Origin of the sequence: [Clostridium] fimetarium, from assembly GCF_900111235.1 — a bacterium.
Taxonomy (GTDB): domain Bacteria; phylum Bacillota; class Clostridia; order Lachnospirales; family Lachnospiraceae; genus Clostridium_N; species Clostridium_N fimetarium.
Genome location: NZ_FOJI01000008.1, coordinates 150,118 through 166,837, shown reverse-complemented (window position 1 = coordinate 166,837; position 16,720 = coordinate 150,118). Strand labels below are relative to the sequence as shown.

At 32.1% G+C, this 16,720-nt stretch carries 17 protein-coding genes; all 17 read left to right on the top strand.

What is annotated here, in order from left to right:
* The first annotated feature begins 27 nt into the window (after window positions 1-27).
* The 17 genes from ruvB to BMY18_RS11495 all read left to right on the top strand — a co-directional run bounded on the left by ruvB (window position 28) and on the right by BMY18_RS11495 (window position 16,700).
* Window positions 28-1,029: a Holliday junction branch migration DNA helicase RuvB gene (gene ruvB, locus BMY18_RS11575; protein ID WP_092454165.1), complete on the top strand. Its 1,002-nt coding sequence runs from the start codon at window positions 28-30 to the stop codon at window positions 1,027-1,029.
* 115 nt (window positions 1,030-1,144) lie between these two features.
* The gene (gene zapA, locus BMY18_RS11570; protein WP_092454163.1) at window positions 1,145-1,552 is read left to right on the top strand and encodes a cell division protein ZapA; all 408 of its coding nucleotides are present in this window, start codon (window positions 1,145-1,147) and stop codon (window positions 1,550-1,552) included.
* A gap of 102 nt (window positions 1,553-1,654) precedes the next feature.
* A complete protein-coding gene (locus tag BMY18_RS11565) occupies window positions 1,655-4,123 on the top strand; it encodes a peptidase U32 family protein (protein WP_092454161.1) in 2,469 nt (822 codons plus the stop codon).
* 14 nt (window positions 4,124-4,137) lie between these two features.
* The gene (locus BMY18_RS11560; protein ID WP_092454159.1) at window positions 4,138-5,505 is read left to right on the top strand and encodes an FtsW/RodA/SpoVE family cell cycle protein; all 1,368 of its coding nucleotides are present in this window, start codon (window positions 4,138-4,140) and stop codon (window positions 5,503-5,505) included.
* Entirely contained in the window at window positions 5,444-6,925 is a 1,482-nt protein-coding gene (locus tag BMY18_RS11555) for a peptidoglycan D,D-transpeptidase FtsI family protein (RefSeq protein ID WP_170841383.1), read from the top strand. Before BMY18_RS11560 ends, BMY18_RS11555 begins: the two co-directional genes overlap by 62 nt.
* Window positions 6,926-6,974: 49 nt before the next feature.
* Window positions 6,975-7,202 carry a hypothetical protein gene (locus BMY18_RS11550; RefSeq protein ID WP_139197269.1) on the top strand — a complete coding sequence of 76 codons (228 nt, stop codon included), beginning with the start codon at window positions 6,975-6,977 and terminating at the stop codon, window positions 7,200-7,202.
* A gap of 56 nt (window positions 7,203-7,258) precedes the next feature.
* A complete protein-coding gene (locus BMY18_RS11545) occupies window positions 7,259-7,888 on the top strand; it encodes a PilZ domain-containing protein (protein WP_092454153.1) in 630 nt (209 codons plus the stop codon).
* 35 nt (window positions 7,889-7,923) lie between these two features.
* Window positions 7,924-8,769: a lytic transglycosylase domain-containing protein gene (locus tag BMY18_RS11540; RefSeq protein ID WP_092454151.1), complete on the top strand. Its 846-nt coding sequence runs from the start codon at window positions 7,924-7,926 to the stop codon at window positions 8,767-8,769.
* Window positions 8,770-8,891: 122 nt separating this feature from the next.
* A complete protein-coding gene (locus BMY18_RS11535; RefSeq protein ID WP_092454149.1) occupies window positions 8,892-9,077 on the top strand; it encodes a hypothetical protein in 186 nt (61 codons plus the stop codon).
* 23 nt (window positions 9,078-9,100) lie between these two features.
* Entirely contained in the window at window positions 9,101-9,343 is a 243-nt protein-coding gene (locus BMY18_RS11530) for a spore coat protein (protein ID WP_092454147.1), read from the top strand.
* Between the two features lie 212 nt (window positions 9,344-9,555).
* Complete coding sequence (locus BMY18_RS11525; protein WP_092454145.1) at window positions 9,556-10,821, top strand: diaminopimelate decarboxylase; 1,266 nt, start codon at window positions 9,556-9,558, stop codon at window positions 10,819-10,821.
* 258 nt (window positions 10,822-11,079) lie between these two features.
* Window positions 11,080-12,504 (top strand): hypothetical protein, encoded by a 1,425-nt coding sequence (locus BMY18_RS11520; protein ID WP_092454144.1) that lies wholly within the window; start codon window positions 11,080-11,082, stop codon window positions 12,502-12,504.
* Window positions 12,505-12,527: 23 nt separating this feature from the next.
* Window positions 12,528-12,851 carry a hypothetical protein gene (locus BMY18_RS11515; protein ID WP_092454142.1) on the top strand — a complete coding sequence of 108 codons (324 nt, stop codon included), beginning with the start codon at window positions 12,528-12,530 and terminating at the stop codon, window positions 12,849-12,851.
* 25 nt (window positions 12,852-12,876) lie between these two features.
* On the top strand, window positions 12,877-14,094 hold the full coding sequence (locus tag BMY18_RS20755) for a hypothetical protein (RefSeq protein WP_139197267.1): 1,218 nt from the start codon (window positions 12,877-12,879) through the stop codon (window positions 14,092-14,094).
* 12 nt (window positions 14,095-14,106) lie between these two features.
* Window positions 14,107-14,523 carry a GerW family sporulation protein gene (locus BMY18_RS11505; protein ID WP_092454138.1) on the top strand — a complete coding sequence of 139 codons (417 nt, stop codon included), beginning with the start codon at window positions 14,107-14,109 and terminating at the stop codon, window positions 14,521-14,523.
* A gap of 221 nt (window positions 14,524-14,744) precedes the next feature.
* Window positions 14,745-15,668, top strand: a complete 924-nt coding sequence (locus BMY18_RS11500) for a fumarylacetoacetate hydrolase family protein (RefSeq protein ID WP_092454136.1) — start codon at window positions 14,745-14,747, stop codon at window positions 15,666-15,668.
* Window positions 15,669-16,028: 360 nt separating this feature from the next.
* On the top strand, window positions 16,029-16,700 hold the full coding sequence (locus BMY18_RS11495) for a response regulator transcription factor (RefSeq protein WP_092454134.1): 672 nt from the start codon (window positions 16,029-16,031) through the stop codon (window positions 16,698-16,700).
* The last annotated feature ends 20 nt before the right edge of the window (window positions 16,701-16,720 follow it).

The following is a 16,720-nucleotide window of genomic DNA, read 5'->3' as shown; positions in this document are numbered from 1 at the left end:
TACTTAATGGTAGAATGAGAGAAACGAATGGAAAAAAGAGTGATTTCAACAGAGTTATTAGCAGATGAAGAAAAAATTGAAAATAATTTAAGACCTCTTTCTCTAGATGATTATATTGGACAAGAAAAAGTTAAGAATAATCTAAAGATATATATAGAGGCAGCTAAGACAAGAGGTGATTCGTTAGATCATGTTTTGTTTTATGGACCACCGGGTTTGGGAAAAACTACGCTTGCCGGAATAATTGCCAATGAAATGGGCGTTAATATGAAGATAACATCTGGGCCAGCGATAGAAAGACCTGGAGAAATAGCAGCAATACTGAATAATCTACAAGAAGGCGATGTCCTTTTTATAGATGAAATCCATAGGCTAAATAGGCAGGTAGAAGAAGTACTGTATCCAGCAATGGAAGATTATGCAATTGATATTATGATTGGAAAAGGAACCTCCGCTAGATCAATTCGATTGGATTTACCTAAGTTTACGCTTGTTGGAGCAACTACAAGAGCTGGTCTTTTAACCGCACCACTAAGAGATCGATTTGGCGTGGTTAATCGATTGGATTTTTATAATGTTTTGGAACTCGAAACAATCATCACAAGATCTGCTAAAGTAATCGGTGTTGATATTGATTATGAAGGAGCACATGAACTAGCAAGAAGATCAAGAGGTACACCAAGACTTGCAAATAGATTGTTAAAACGTGTTAGAGATTTTGCACAAGTGAAGTACGATGGAAAAATAACAAAAGAAGTTACTGATTATGCATTAGAGTTGCTAGATGTCGATAAAGATGGCTTGGATAAGAATGATAGAATGATTTTATCTACTATTATTAATAAGTTCGCTGGGGGGCCAGTTGGACTTGATACGATAGCAGCTTCAATTGGTGAAGATGCGGGGACATTAGAAGATGTCTATGAACCATATTTGATTCAAAATGGATTTATTAATAGAACATCTAGAGGTAGGGTTGCAACGGATGCTGCGTATGCGAATCTAGGGCTACAAAGGATAACAGAATAGATAATTAAGTATATTGTAGAATAGATAATTTCCTTGTCACAACTCATAATATTGTGTTATAATATTTTATAATTTAGTTATACCACAATATGTGGCTTTTATGAGGAGGACAGTTATGTCATCGAAGAATAATACAGAGGTTATAATCGGGGGAAAAGTATTCACATTGAGTGGATATGAAAGTGAAGAATATTTGCAAAAGGTTGCTGTATATATTAATAACAAGCTGTCTGAATTTAACAAAGAAGATTCGTTTAGAAGACACTCAGTTGAAGTAAGATGTAATCTGTTGTATCTTAATATTGCGGATGATTATTTTAAGGCGAAGAAGCTGGCGGATACCCTCGAAGCCGAACTTGATAATAAAGGTAAGGAAATCTATGACCTCAAGCATGAACTTATAGCTGCGCAGATAAAGAATGATGCATCTAATAAGGAGATACAAGAACTTAGGGAAGAGATTATTAATTATCAGAAAAGTATTGTAAGATTAGAAACAGAATTAGAAGATTCAAAAAAATAAAACTACACAAATGAAATTATAGAAGGGTATCTTTTGAGTGTATATACACTCTGAGAGCCCTTTTGTATATTTTCATATATTGAAATTTTAGAGGAGCATATTTTGAAAAAAAATATTGAAGTTTTATCACCAGCAGGTTCATATGATAGTTTCCTTGCAGCAATTAATGCTGGAGCAGATGCAATATATCTAGGTGGAAGTGCATTTGGTGCAAGAGCATTTTCAAATAATTTTTCCGAGGAGGAGTTATTAAGAGCGCTTGATGTAGCTCATATTCATGACAAAAAAGTATATTTAACCGTGAATACATTGTTGAAAAACAATGAAATGAGTGAGCAGTTATATAGTTACTTAAAACCATATTATGAAAATGGATTAGATGCGGTTATCGTTCAAGATATGGGTGTGTTAAATTTCGTGAAGGAATATTTTCCACAGTTGCACATTCATGCAAGTACACAGATGTCTACAACAGGCGCATTAGGAGCGAAGCTTTTAAAAGAACTAGGAGCATCAAGAATTGTTACAGCAAGAGAATTAAATATTGGTGAAATTAAAGATATAGATAATAATGTTGATATAGAGATAGAAGGGTTTGTTCATGGTGCACTTTGTTATTGTTACTCAGGACAATGCTTGATGAGTAGTTTGATAGGAGGTAGAAGCGGCAACAGGGGAAGATGTGCCCAACCATGCAGACTTCCTTACGATGTAATAAAGAATGATTCAGTAATTGGTAATGACAATGAAAAATATGTACTAAGTCCAAAGGATATGTGTTCATTATCCATATTGCCACAAGTGATTGATGCAGGAGTTGATTCTCTCAAAATTGAAGGGAGAATGAAAAGCAGTGAGTATACAGCTGGAGTTGTAAGTATGTATAGAAAGTATGTGGACAAGTATTTAGAAAATGGTTCAAACAAATATAAGGTATCTGATGCAGATATGAATACATTAAAAGATTTATACAATCGAGGTGGCTTTACCAACGGATATTATGTTGACGAAACCGGAAAATCAATGATTTCATTGACGAGACCGAATCATCAGGGTACAAAGGCACTAGAAGTAATAAGCAATAACAAAGGCTGTATCAATTGCAGAGTGCTTGAAGACCTTGATGGTGGTGATGTATTTGAAATCGGAAATGATTTCGCCTACACAAACAAGTATAAAGTCAGTAAAAACGATAAAATCATTCTGAATGTGCCCCATAAGTATGATTTAAAAAATGGTGATATTATTTATAGAACGAAAAATAATGCATTGATGGATGAAATTAAAACCAAATATATTGATACGCAGAAGAAGGAATTATTAGAAGGAAAATTAGAACTTTTCATAGGAGATCCAGCAAGTCTTTCGATATGTCTGCTAGATAGTAATGGAAAGGTTAGAGCAAGTGCAACTACTAGAGAAGATATTATTGAACCAGCGATGAAACAACCAATGGATATTGAAAGAGTAAAAAAACAACTTTCTAAAACAGGGGGTACTAGATATACATTTGAAAATCTGACTGTTCATATGGATGACAATATATTTATACCGATTCAAAAACTAAATGACTTGAGAAGAAATGCCATAGAAGCTATGGAAAAACAATTGTGTGATTCTTACAAGCGGTCCTGCGAGTCTGATCATAGTTTATTGATAAAGACAAATTTTGCGAAGGCTGACGGCTATAATATTAGTAAAGCAGATAATAATATTAAAATCAACGTTTCTTTGGAAAACAAAGGTCTATTAGATACGGTATTATCTTATAAAGATATTGAGGGAATATACCTTGAATTATCAGAGTATCAAGATATTTTGGAGTTAGCCAATGCAGTTTTAGAATGCAAAAAGTTGGAAAAGAAAGTGTATTTCATTATGCCTCATATCTTCAGGTTAAAAGCAAAAAAATATTTCGATGATAATATCAAAGAAATACTTGAACTGAAGGCGGACGGCTTTGTAATTAAGAATCTTGAAGAAATACAATATTTTAGAAATTATATAGAGAACATAGAAAAAACAGATAATAATATAGTTATTAATTTGATTTTGGATTATAATGTATATACATTTAATAGTCTTGCAAGGGATGAATATAAGAAACTTGAAATGCAAGATAAACTAAGGATTTTATATGATACCGCTCCAATAGAATTAAATGAAAAAGAGTTAAAACACTTAAACATATTTGACTCTGAATTGGTTGTGTATGGTTATATTCCAATGATGATATCCACGCAGTGCGTTAATAAAACCGTTGGATATTGTGATGCGAAAAAAACAGTGATATATTTAAAGGACAGAAAAAATAAAAAGTTTGCAATAAAGAATAATTGTACGTATTGTTATAATACGATATATAATACAAGTCCCATTTATATTATTGATAAAACTTCAGAAGTATTATCATTAGCACCAAAAAAGGTTAGAATTATTTTGACATATGAAGATAAAAATACAGCAAGAGAAGTAATAGAAGATGCAATTAAAGCATATGTAATGCATGAGAATGTTGAAAATTCTTTGAAAGATTTCACAAGAGGACACTTCCTAAGAGGTGTAGATTAGTCGAGGTGGGTATATTGAAAGAGATATTTTTTGAGTTATCAAAATATATATTTGCGTTTTTATTGATGTATTATACATATGCATCATATAGAGGTTCAACAATACATAATGAAAATAAGAGAAGATATATATATAAATTACAGAATTTTATTATGTTTACATTTCATTTCATGGGATATTTGATCCTTTATCTACAAGAGGAGAATATAGACTACGCAATTTTGTACCTTGAGCAATTTGTTTTCTTATTTGTAATCATTGCGATATATGACAATGTATACCCAAAGGCTTCAAGATTGCTGATCAATAATATGTGTATGCTAATGTCAATTGGTTTTATTATGCTTGCAAGGCTTTCGTATGACAAATGTGTGAAACAGTTTATGATCGCAGTTGCTGGGACAATCATTGCTTTCTTCATCCCATGGTTATTGAAAAAAGTTAGAAGTTTCAGGAGATTTGCTTGGCTATATTGTATCGTAGGACTTGCATTACTAGTTTCCGTTTTGCTTGGAAGCAGGATATTTGGTGCAAATCTCGTATTGACAATCGGTGTAGTCTCAGTCCAGCCTGCAGAATTTGTAAAAATAATCTTTGTAATGTTTATCGCATCGATGTTTAACAAGTCTACAGATTTTAAGCAGATTGTAATTACTACAGTTGTTGCAGGAGCTCATGTTTTAATCCTTGTTGCTTCTAATGATCTAGGTGCTGCACTTATATTTTTTGTCGTGTATTTAATGATGCTATATGAAGCGACAAAAAAGACAATGTATTTGTTGGGTGGCTTAGTCGCTGGATCGGTGTCAGCCTGTGTTGCATATGAATTATTTAGCCATGTTAGAACACGAGTATTGATTTGGCTGGATCCATGGACTTATATCGATGACCAAGGTTATCAGATTACACAATCGCTTTTTTCCATTGGGATGGGTTCTTGGTTTGGAGTTGGTCTTTGCTCTGGAATGCCATATAAAATACCAGTTGCTGAAAAAGATTTTATGTTTTCTGCAATTACTGAAGAATTTGGTGTTGTTTTTTCAGTTTGTATTATATTGATTTGCCTTAATTGCTTGATGCTGATGATGAATATTGCATCAATGTGTAAGACAAATTTTTACAGATTGGTTGCAGTTGGATTGGCTGTAACTTATGGATTTCAGGTGTTCTTGACAGTTGGTGGAGTAATGAAACTAATTCCACTTACAGGTGTAACATTACCATTTGTAAGTTATGGTGGTAGTTCAATGATTAGCAGTATCATTTTATTCGCGATTATAAATGGAATGTATATTATGAGACAGGATGAAGGTGAATCCAATGAAGCAGACAAAAAAACAGGGAAAGTCAAAATCAATGAAAAAGAAAAAAATAGAAAGTGATATGTATGATAAGGCAGCCAGAAATAAGGAAACTAATACGATTTCCTTTATTTTTGTGGGGCTTTTTATGATACTAGCTGGATATTTGATATATTTTAATGCCTTTATTGGGCCTGATGTAATTAATAATTCATATAATAAGAGAATTGATGATTTATCAACGAGAGTCGTTCGAGGTGAAATATTATCCGCGGATGGTGATGTATTAGCTTCAACAACTACGGACGCAGATGGCAATGAGAATCGCGTATATCCATATGGAAGCGTATTTAGTCATGTTGTTGGACTTGCAAGCCATGGTAAATCTGGAATCGAGAAATTAAGCAACTTTTTTTTGCTTTCCGCTAATGCGAATGTTTTAGAACAGATTGCAAATGATGTTAGTAGTACAAAAGCAGTTGGTGATAATGTTGTAACAACATTAAACGTATCATTGCAGCAGGCTGCATATAACGCATTAGGAAATAATAAGGGCGCTGTTGTCGTAATGGAGCCATCGACTGGAAAAATTCTTGCAATGGTATCTAAGCCAGATTATGATCCCAATGATGCAGATGCAATGATGAATGAATGGATTACTTATGACAGTGCTGATTCAGTGCTTTTAAATAGAGCAACGCAAGGACTTTATCCACCTGGTTCAACTTTTAAAATATTAACGACAATTGAGTTTATCAGAGAAAATCCTCAATATAACAGCTTTAATTATAGTTGTACGGGTAGTACAACGACAAAGGGAGCCTCAACAATTCATTGTTTTAATGAAACGGTGCATGGAAACGAAGATTTAAATCGAGCATTTGCAAATTCATGTAATTCAGCATTTGCAACAATTGGTCAGACATTGAATGTTCAAAACTATAAAACGCTGTGTGAATCATTTGCCTTTAACAATGACCTGCCTATTGGCATTGAGTACAATAAGAGTAGTTTTAAACTTGATACAAGTTCAAATGTAAGTGAGATAATGGAAACCTCAATCGGACAAGGTAGAACCCAGATTACTCCAATACATAATTTAATGATAGTTGCAACGATTGCTAACAAAGGTGTCATGATGCAGCCATATTTTGTGGATAAAGTAGTGACGGCTGATAATCAAGTTGTTCAACAGTATAATCCAACAGAATATAAGAAGTTAATGACAGAGCAAGAAGCAAAGACGCTTACGGGATATATGAGATCAGTAGTTACAATGGGAACGGGCAGTAGTTTTAAAAATTCATCCTATACAATGGTAGGTAAAACAGGATCTGCTCAATATGATAGCAGTGAAAATTATCATTCTTGGTTTGTTGGTTTTGCACCAGAAGAAAATCCACAGATTGCAATAAGTGTCATTCTAGAAGGTGGTTATACAAATGTAGCCAGTGCACAAGTTGTAGCAAAAAAAATCACAGATGCATATTTTTCTAAATAAAGTAAAAATATATGTAACTATTCAGAAGGCAGTATTCCGCGAGGCGTTTTTGCTTGTTTTAGCAAAAATCCGAGTTTTACAGCACCAATTTGCATCTTTATGGCAATTTGTGTGCATCGCGAAGCGTGTAATTGTTCAGGTACTGAACAGTTACAAATATATTATTGAATATATAAAAGATTCCATTGATAACAAAGACAAAAAAGTGTATACTTATATCAATTATTTTCGTACCATATTGGCAGGAGGGATTGCAGTGATTGAAGCAACAATATGAGACGAGGTGTGTTTGTTTTCAGATGATTATTAGATGGCAGAGGGGAGCTATGACTAATGAAATTGTGGGAGTTACAAAGTGGTAATGCAATTGAATTGCAAATCGTTTTTAGCAACAATACATATGAATTTCCAACGAAAGTGTTAGGCGTGCAAAGAGAAATACTTATATTAGCTGAAATCCAGGTAGATGGAAAAAAGTTAAAAATCACAAATGAACAAGGCGTTAATATAATTTTCAAAATGTTAAATAAACTATATATTTGGAATAAGGTTAAGATGGAAACTATTTTATACAAAGGTCATTATTATTACCGTATGAATGATACTGATATCGAAAGCAAATTATATAACAGACGTGGAGCTTTTCGATTATACATTGGTAATGCTATGCCAATAGAAGTATATTTGAATGGAAATAAAAATGAATATTGTGTAAATATTAAAGATATTAGTGAAACAGGTTTTGGATTTATTACAAATGAAGATTTATTGATAAATAAGAAGGTATCATTTGCATATCGGACAAAGGATGAATCGTTTGATTTGAATGGATTTATTGTACGAAAAACTTATGATGCTGTAACGCACACCTATTCATATGGTTGTAAATTCCCTGAATTCTATAATGAGTTGGGTAGTTTTATAGTAAAAGAGCAGGCAAAAAGAAGAAGAGCAACTGCATAAGTTGTAAAATAAAAGTACATAAGTGGAGGTTACTAATGAGTCAAGTTAATAACATTGATTTGATTGACGGAAATCAATTTTTAGTTAGTTCAACAAGCAATACATCAGCTGCTAGTAGTAGCCAAGCGGCTAGCTTTGATGATGTTTATAATGGCCAGTCAAAATCGTTGGAAGATATATTTCAAAATGTATCAGCAGAATATGGCGTACCAGTAAAATTACTGAAGGCCGTTGCACAAGCAGAATCAAGTTTTGATACCAACGCAGTTTCGGGTTGTGGTGCATCTGGAATCATGCAACTTATGCCAGAAACAGCGAAATCCCTTGGCGTAGAAGATGTTTTTGATGCCCAACAAAATATTACAGGTGGAGCTAAAATGCTCGCGTATCTGCTAGACGACTATGGCGGAAATACTACGTTAGCACTTGCGGCATATAATGCTGGAAGTGGTGCTGTTGCCAAGTATGGTGGTGTTCCACCCTATGCAGAGACATTGAATTATATTAATAAGATTAATGGAATCCTTGGAGGAGAGTTAGAAGCGGATACCACAAATATTTCGATCAAGAAAAATTCAAATGTAACTGTAGCTAATCCTACTTTAGATTCAACAACAAATGCCACTGTAAATTTAAAATCGAAACCTGTTACAATACAGAATACACAGTCTCAAGCTGCAGAAGCATTTTCTTATGAAAGATATTTAAAATTCTTGGAATTGTATGAAAAGCTTTCAAGCTCAGTATTTAATAGCACTGATTCAGAAACTGAAGATTCTAAAGTACAGGAACAAGTAAACAATCAAAGTAAACAGCAAAGCCTATACGAATTGCAACAAGCAAAATTTAATTCTAGAGCACTTGCGCTTCTTGATATATAAAATATTAATTGTAAAACTGAAGATTGTTTTGTGATTAATAAAAAAACTTAAAATAATAAACGAATATTTTAAAAAATAAAAGCCCATACTAAGAGAGAAAAATAATCTTAGGAGGGCTTTTTATGTCAAATATTTCAGAATTAGAACTTCAGAACCTTCGTCATTTAATTGGAGGATGTGAGAACAATCAATGCAAAATGACTGAATATGCAAGTCAAGCAACTGACCAATCAGTGAAACAATTTTTTCAATCATCCGCACAGTCAGCTGGTGAAACGAAACAGAAATTAATGCAGTTTTTAAATTAATAAAGAATAGGAGGCAAGTTAAAATGGAAGAAAAAGTAATGGTATCAGATGCACTACATGGTATGAATTCAAATTTAAGCAGTTTTGGAACGATAATTCCTCAGACAGAGAATAAAGATTTAAAACAAGCATTTAAACAGATTAGAAATCAAGGAGAGATGTCTCAAGAAGAGTTATATACAATTGCAAAGAACAAAGGTTATTATGTGCCAGCTGCAATGGCTACGGCAGAAGAAGTGAAACAAGTAAAAAGTATATTTATGTAATTATTGATAGATATAAAATGATAAATATAAAATGATATAGATAAAGTGATAAAAATAAAGTTGCGAAAGGAACGTTTTTAAATTCTTTTCGACAACTTTATTTTTTTATAACTTCCTTATATAGGTCTTGACAAATTAGGTTATCTAATATAGGATTTCACTTAGTGGCTATAAGTTGAGCAGAATGATTTTACATAGGAAGGTGAATAAAAATGTCAAAAAAAACATTTGTGTCTTTGGATCAAATAAAAGAAATTAGTAAAACATATCCAACTCCATTTCATTTATACGATGAAGCTGGTATTAGAGAAAATGCTGTAAAGTTAAATAAAGCATTTGCTTGGAATAAAGGGTTTAAAGAATATTTTGCAATTAAAGCAACCCCCAATCCATTCATTTTAAATATATTAAAGGATTATAACTGTGGTGTTGATTGTTCATCTTTAACAGAATTGATGATGGCAGAGGCACTTGATTTTGAGGGCTCAGATATTATGTTTTCTTCAAATACAACTCCACCTGAAGAGTTTGAATTTGCAGACAGACTAAATGCAATCATTAATCTTGATGATTTTACCCATCTTGATTTTCTTGAAAAAACAATTGGTAAAATACCAGAAACAATCAGTTGCCGTTTTAATCCGGGTGGGCTATTTAAAATTTCCACATCAATTATGGATAATCCAGGTGATGCAAAGTACGGAATGACAAAAGAGCAAATCTTTGAAGCATTTAAGATCCTGAAAGCAAAAGGCGCTAAAAAATTTGGCATACATGCATTTCTTGCTAGCAATACTGTATCTAATGAATATTATTCAACACTTGCAAAGATCCTTTTTGATCTTGCTGTTGAACTTCGCGATGAAACAGGTGCGGATATCAAGTTTATCAATCTTTCAGGTGGTATAGGAATTCCTTATCTTCCAGATGTTGAACCCAATGATATTTCAGTGATTGGTGAAAATGTAAGAAAAGTATATGAAGAAGTATTAACCGCTAATGGAATGGGCGATGTTGCCATATTTGCAGAGCTTGGTAGATTTATGCTAGGGCCTTATGGATGTCTAGTAACGCAGGCTGTTCATGAAAAACATACTTATAAAGAATATATTGGATGTGATGCTAGTGCAGTCAATCTAATGAGACCGGCTATGTATGGTGCTTATCATCATATTACAGTCGCAGGCAAGGAAAATGAAACATGTGATCACAAATATGATGTAACAGGTTCTTTATGTGAAAATAACGATAAATTTGCAATTGATAGAATGCTTCCCAAAATCGATATGGGGGATTATTTAATCATTCATGATACTGGTGCACACGGTTTTTCAATGGGTTATAACTACAATGGTAAACTCAAATCATCCGAACTATTGTTAAAGGCAGATAAAAGTGTGCAGATGATAAGAAGAGCTGAAACACCTACCGATTATTTTGCAACATTTGACTTTACAGATATTTTTAAAAACATCTAATTTATTGATTTTTAAAAATAACTAAATTATTGATTTACAGAATATATTGAGAACAAGAAGCTAAGCTAAATGCTAGGCCTCTTGTTTTTTGTAAATAAAAAATAATATATTTATAAACTTTAAACAGAATTGGTAATAGTTGTGAAAAATAAAGATTTCTGTTATAATATTTATACAAGTTGTGGAATTCATTTTAGGTGGATTTGCGTATTGTATATATATTTTTTCTGAGAAATTTGATATTAGGAGTATTTAAGAATGAAAGATTTGAGTTATGTGGCAAGTGAGATTACCAAAGAAAAGAATCTGGAGATGAACTTACCAAAGTTCGCAAACAGCATGATGTCTTTATATAATGGACTTGCATATGTTAAGTTATCTATGAATTATTATACATATTATGATATGTTAAGTGATAAAGAGTATGAAAATACAGATTTGGCTAAGATAAAAGCTTTCTTAGAAAGATTGAATACGATTATTGAAAAAGAAGTGATTAACGAAGGCAGCGTTGAGACGTTAGAAGAAAGTATTATTGAAACGGATAATATCCGTAATGAAATCATAAAAATAATGGAAGTTGTAACTTCCTACGTTGATAGATTAAAAATTTATGAATATATATTGAATCGTGTAGAATTCAAATTTTCCAAAGAAGAATTTGATGAAGAATATTATATGAATGATTTAACGAACGATCTAATGCATTACATTCTAGCTGACAAAGACAGTATGGTTACAAATGGCAAAATAGCAGAAATAATTGGTCAGCTTCCAATTAGACTGTCAAAGAACAAGTTTTTTGACTATATTTCTGGTTCATTTTCTCTTTATCGTGGAGCTCAAAAAGGTACGATTGATGATTTTGTATATGCACTTAGAACAACCGCAATGTTAGATCAACCGGAGGGCTTTGAAAGTGGCTTTCAAGATGTTAACAACATTTATAATGATTTAAAGAATGCTGATTATAAGAATCTTACCCAAGAGGAGTATAAGGCTTTAGCGGACAAGTTATTAATTGCAACACAGACCATGTCTAACACTTCAGATTTATTTGTAATACTGATACAGCTTGTTAATGATGTTTATACAATTATTTTGTCAAAGATGTATGCTTTTAATAATGTTGACGAAATTAATAAGAGTAAATATGTTATAAAAAGTACATTAGAAGGCTTTAATGGGAATGAATATGATTCTGATGATGAAAAAATCATAGATTGTTTTACTGGTTTCGAAGGTAAGCAAGAAAAGATAATTACAGTTACAATAGCTAATGAGTATGTAATCGATTATGTTCTTAAAAATCAGAGCGTTACATTACAGAGTATTATGCTTGAAAAAGCATATAATGCACTTTCAATTATATTTAAATTACAATCAGGAAGTGATTTTATTGCATTATATGATTCTACAGATAAACAAGAGATCGCATCTAATGATTATGTTGATATTGCATTTAACAGTTTGATTGCCGAATTAGAAACATTATTTAAGGATTCCTCTCAAATTATAAATAGAGCAGTTATGTCTACAGTATTAAGTCAATTACCGGTATTTTTTAACAATATCGATGAGATTCAAAGATATATTAATTCTTCACTCATACAATGTAGTGATAAAGCTGAAAAAATGGCGTGTGTTGAGGTAATGAACCTATTAATGAATGGTGATAACTAGTTTATGACGAATGGATGGATGCTATGAAATGGTATAGAAAATTGTATTTAGGTGATAATGCAAAAGATGAAAAATATAGGATAATTGGTAAAGTTAGAACAAGTAAATTTCAGATTGACACATACTTGATTACATTATCTAATAATCCTAATAATCTGATGGATATATATTTGGCCAAATTTTTGCTTCAACCACATTTCAAAAAGACGCATATCCTTGATGATATTTATGTTATAGGTATCGCAAAGGGTCGCGAGGAAGCATTTCAAGTTATAGAAAAGATTATATCAGAGGTGTATACGAAAACTGGTGAATTTAAGTTGAGAGAATATTATAATTTTGGATAATTAGTAAAAAATACGGGGTGTATATATGCTTCATGTTATATTTACAATTTTAAAAATACTTGGTATTATTATAGCAATTATTTTAGGTCTTTTGCTACTCATTATACTTTCGGTACTATTTGTACCGCTAAGATACAAGGTGAAAGCTAAAAAATACGAAAAAATAACCGGTATCATAAGACTTCATTGGCTTTTGCATATAGTGAGTGCCTGTATTGATTATACGAATGCTGAATTGTCATATAAAATCAAGATATGTGGATTTACAATTATAAATAGCTTAAAAGTAGATTCTGTTGATGAAACTAAAAGAGATAAAAAGCATAGGAAACAAAAAAAAGAAAAAAAAGTCAAGCCAGACAATCGTGATAATCATATTATTGAGGAAGATATATATACAATAAATGATGATAGTGATTTCACAGTGCAATCTCAAAGTATTGAGAACTCAAATAAAAATAGTAGTCTTAATTTAAATACAAGCAAAGCAACTAAAATAGAAACAAATAAAGAGATAAATATAAAAGCAAATATAGAATCAAATAATGAAACAAATATAGAAACAAAAATAGAAACACATAATGAAACAAATATGGAAGCATATATAAAGGCAAATAAAGAAGCAAATAAAGAAGCAAATAAAGAAACAAATAAAGAAGCAAATAAAGAAGCAAATAAAGAGTCAAGTAATAGAACGAGTAAAAGAACAAGTAAAAAAGTAAGCAAAAAAGTAAGCAAAAAGACAAGAAATAAAATAAGAAATAAATTAAGACGGATTAATAGTATATTTCTAAGAATTTCAAATAAAATCAAGTTCATATTTTTGAAAATTAGAGATACTATAATAAATATATATAATAAAATAATTAATCTTTGGGATACAATAACGGATAAGGTTAAATATTTTAATGAAAAAATAAATACGGCAGAGAACAGAATACTTATTAAATTTCTTGTAAGCCAAGTGAAACTTATTTTCAAACATATTGCGCCTAGAAAATATAAGATTTATGTAAAGTATGGTGCTGGTGAACCAGATATAACAGGAAAAGTTATCTCATACGTAGCAATTGCGAATGCATTTTTTAATCTAAATTTAAATTTTGTACCAGTATTTGATGATCAGGTATTAGAAGGCGAAATATATTTACGTGGAAGAATTAGAGTTTTTACGATACTAATAATAGCCTTTAGAGTTTATAGAAACAAGCAATTTAAGAAAATGATAAAAAAGTTTAAATAGGAGGAGTTTAAAATGGCAGAAAATTTAAAGTTCAACGAAACAGTAGAATCTTTATTCAAAGGGATGGATGCATTTATATCAGCAAAGACAGTAGTAGGTGATGCTGTTAAAATAAATGATACAATCATTTTACCTTTGGTTGATGTATCATTTGGTGTAGGTGCTGGAGCATTTGGAGGAGATAAGAAAAATAATGCAGGTGGTGGAATGAGCGGTAAAATATCACCTAGTGCAGTTCTTGTAATTCAAAATGGCGCAACAAAACTTGTGAATATTAAGAATCAAGATACGGTAACTAAGATTTTGGATATGGTACCAGATCTTATAAATAAATTCACTGGTAAAGAAAAAAAAGTAAAAGAAGACAAAGACATTGACGAAGCAATAGATAATGTTACTTTTAAAACGGCTAAAACTGATATGAAATAATAGGTAATATGTGAAATCATATCGCATATAATATATTAAAATAGTATGCAGGAGCCCGATTTTAATTGAGAAGAGTAATAGGATTTATTTTGTTTTGGATTGCGATCGGTATGATAATGATGCTATTTATAACTAGTTTATTTATTAAGTTGCTTGTTATTATAACATTGCTTATTTTGGGATATAATTTATTTTGCCATTGCTAAAACGAAGGAGTAATTATGAGATTTTATTCATATAAAAAAACCACAAATTCAGAAGTGATGCTTGGAGTAGAATCACCAATGGATAACAGTAAATTATTGCCATTAGCGCAGTTTGGATATACTACTAATCAGATGGCTGAATTTATCGGTAATATTACAGATCAAGAACTGACGGGATTAAGCACCGCTATTTCAGATAGCAGTAGCGAATCAAATGAATCGGTTATCGAATCTGTAGATAAATCAGCCACTGTAGCTTGTGCACCTATTATTTATCCAGCGCAGGATATTATCTGTCTTGGGATTAATTATGTTGAGCATGCGAAAGAATCAGCGAGATTTAAAAAGGAAGCATTTGGCGGTGCTAGACCATTTCCTGTATATTTTTCTAAAAGAGTCAATGAGGCAGTTGCAGATGGAGGTGAAATTCCTGCATATGTAGGCCTTGTTGACAGCCTTGATTATGAATGTGAACTTGCTATTATAATTGGAAAAGATGCTAAGAATGTTAGCGAAGCTGAAGCATTTGACTATGTTTTTGGTTATACAATTGTAAATGATGTAAGTGCACGAAATATTCAGACAAGACATTCACAGTGGTATTTCGGGAAAAGTTTGGATGGATTCACGCCTATGGGACCATGTATTGTAACAAAGGATGAATTTGATATGCCGCCCAAAGTTGCTGTAAGAAGTTATGTAAATGGTGAACTTCGTCAGAATAGTAATTCTGAATTACTCATAACTGGTATTGCACATATAATTGCAGAACTTTCAAGCGGAATGACGTTAAAGGCTGGAACGATAATATCTACCGGTACACCAAGCGGAGTCGGGATGGGATTTGAACCACCTCGATTTTTAAAGCCTGGTGATGTGGTTGCGTGTGAAATTGATGGCATTGGAAAGATCAAGAATGAGGTTGTCGGTGAATCGTAATTGATGATTATTCATTTTGCTTGCCTTTCCTTCAAGCAGTATGTTCTTTACAAGCCTCAGAGATGATAAAAAGACTCGCTTACGCTCATTTTTTATCTGAGTCTTGACATAACATTGGCACTGCTTTCAGCCGGTCTGCGACAAAATGGATAATCATCAATTACGATTCACAATTCACTTTGTTGAAAGGGCGTTAAAAGCAATCATAAAAAGTAAACATAAAAAGAAAACATAAAAAGTAACAGGCTTGTTTTAAGAGGACAAGCTTTTTGTATATGAAGAAGTAAGCTAGTAGCTAGTATGCATATGAATAAGTTACGAAGGAATATACGAGTTAGGAATGCTGGTGAGGGGTAGTGTATGTATAAGGTGTTGGTGGTGGAAGATGATTTGGTGATAGCAAGGACCTTGACTGCGCATTTGGGTAAGTGGGGTTATGAAGTTGTTGGGGTCACTGATTTTAAAGAAGTGTTAAGTGTGTTTACGCAATTTCAACCTCATTTGGTGTTGATGGATATTTCATTGCCATTTTATAATGGATATCACTGGTGTACGCAGATTAGAAATATATCTAAGGTACCAGTCATCTTTTTGTCGTCTATGTCAGATAACATGAATATCATAATGGCGATTAATATGGGTGGTGATGATTTTATTGCTAAGCCATATGACTTGACTGTAGTTACTGCAAAAGTGCAAGCAATGTTAAGAAGAACATATTCTTTTGGCGAACAGACTAATATTATTGAGCATAATGGTGGGATTCTTAATTTGAACGAGAATACATTTATATTTAATAATGAAAAAGTGGAATTAACAAAGAATGAATTTAAAATACTGCAGCATTTAATGGAAAATGTTGGCAAGGTAGTTCCTAGGGATTCTATTATTGAGAAGCTATGGGAAAATGAATCGTTTATCGATGATAATACCTTAACTGTAAATATCACAAGACTTCGAAAAAGGCTTGAAGAAGTTGGAATTTCAGATTATATTTCAACTAAAAAGGGAATTGGGTACATAATAAGTTAGATTAGATAAAATTAAATATC

Coding starts and splice junctions, on each gene's coding strand:
- ruvB (WP_092454165.1), top strand. CDS start 28: ATGGAAAAAAGAGTGATTTCAACAGAGTTATTAGCAGATGAAGAAAAA.
- zapA (WP_092454163.1), top strand. CDS start 1,145: ATGTCATCGAAGAATAATACAGAGGTTATAATCGGGGGAAAAGTATTC.
- BMY18_RS11555 (WP_170841383.1), top strand. CDS start 5,444: ATGAAGCAGACAAAAAAACAGGGAAAGTCAAAATCAATGAAAAAGAAA.
- BMY18_RS11545 (WP_092454153.1), top strand. CDS start 7,259: ATGAAATTGTGGGAGTTACAAAGTGGTAATGCAATTGAATTGCAAATC.
- BMY18_RS11540 (WP_092454151.1), top strand. CDS start 7,924: ATGAGTCAAGTTAATAACATTGATTTGATTGACGGAAATCAATTTTTA.
- BMY18_RS11535 (WP_092454149.1), top strand. CDS start 8,892: ATGTCAAATATTTCAGAATTAGAACTTCAGAACCTTCGTCATTTAATT.
- BMY18_RS11530 (WP_092454147.1), top strand. CDS start 9,101: ATGGAAGAAAAAGTAATGGTATCAGATGCACTACATGGTATGAATTCA.
- BMY18_RS11525 (WP_092454145.1), top strand. CDS start 9,556: ATGTCAAAAAAAACATTTGTGTCTTTGGATCAAATAAAAGAAATTAGT.
- BMY18_RS11520 (WP_092454144.1), top strand. CDS start 11,080: ATGAAAGATTTGAGTTATGTGGCAAGTGAGATTACCAAAGAAAAGAAT.
- BMY18_RS11515 (WP_092454142.1), top strand. CDS start 12,528: ATGAAATGGTATAGAAAATTGTATTTAGGTGATAATGCAAAAGATGAA.
- BMY18_RS20755 (WP_139197267.1), top strand. CDS start 12,877: ATGCTTCATGTTATATTTACAATTTTAAAAATACTTGGTATTATTATA.
- BMY18_RS11505 (WP_092454138.1), top strand. CDS start 14,107: ATGGCAGAAAATTTAAAGTTCAACGAAACAGTAGAATCTTTATTCAAA.
- BMY18_RS11500 (WP_092454136.1), top strand. CDS start 14,745: ATGAGATTTTATTCATATAAAAAAACCACAAATTCAGAAGTGATGCTT.
- BMY18_RS11495 (WP_092454134.1), top strand. CDS start 16,029: ATGTATAAGGTGTTGGTGGTGGAAGATGATTTGGTGATAGCAAGGACC.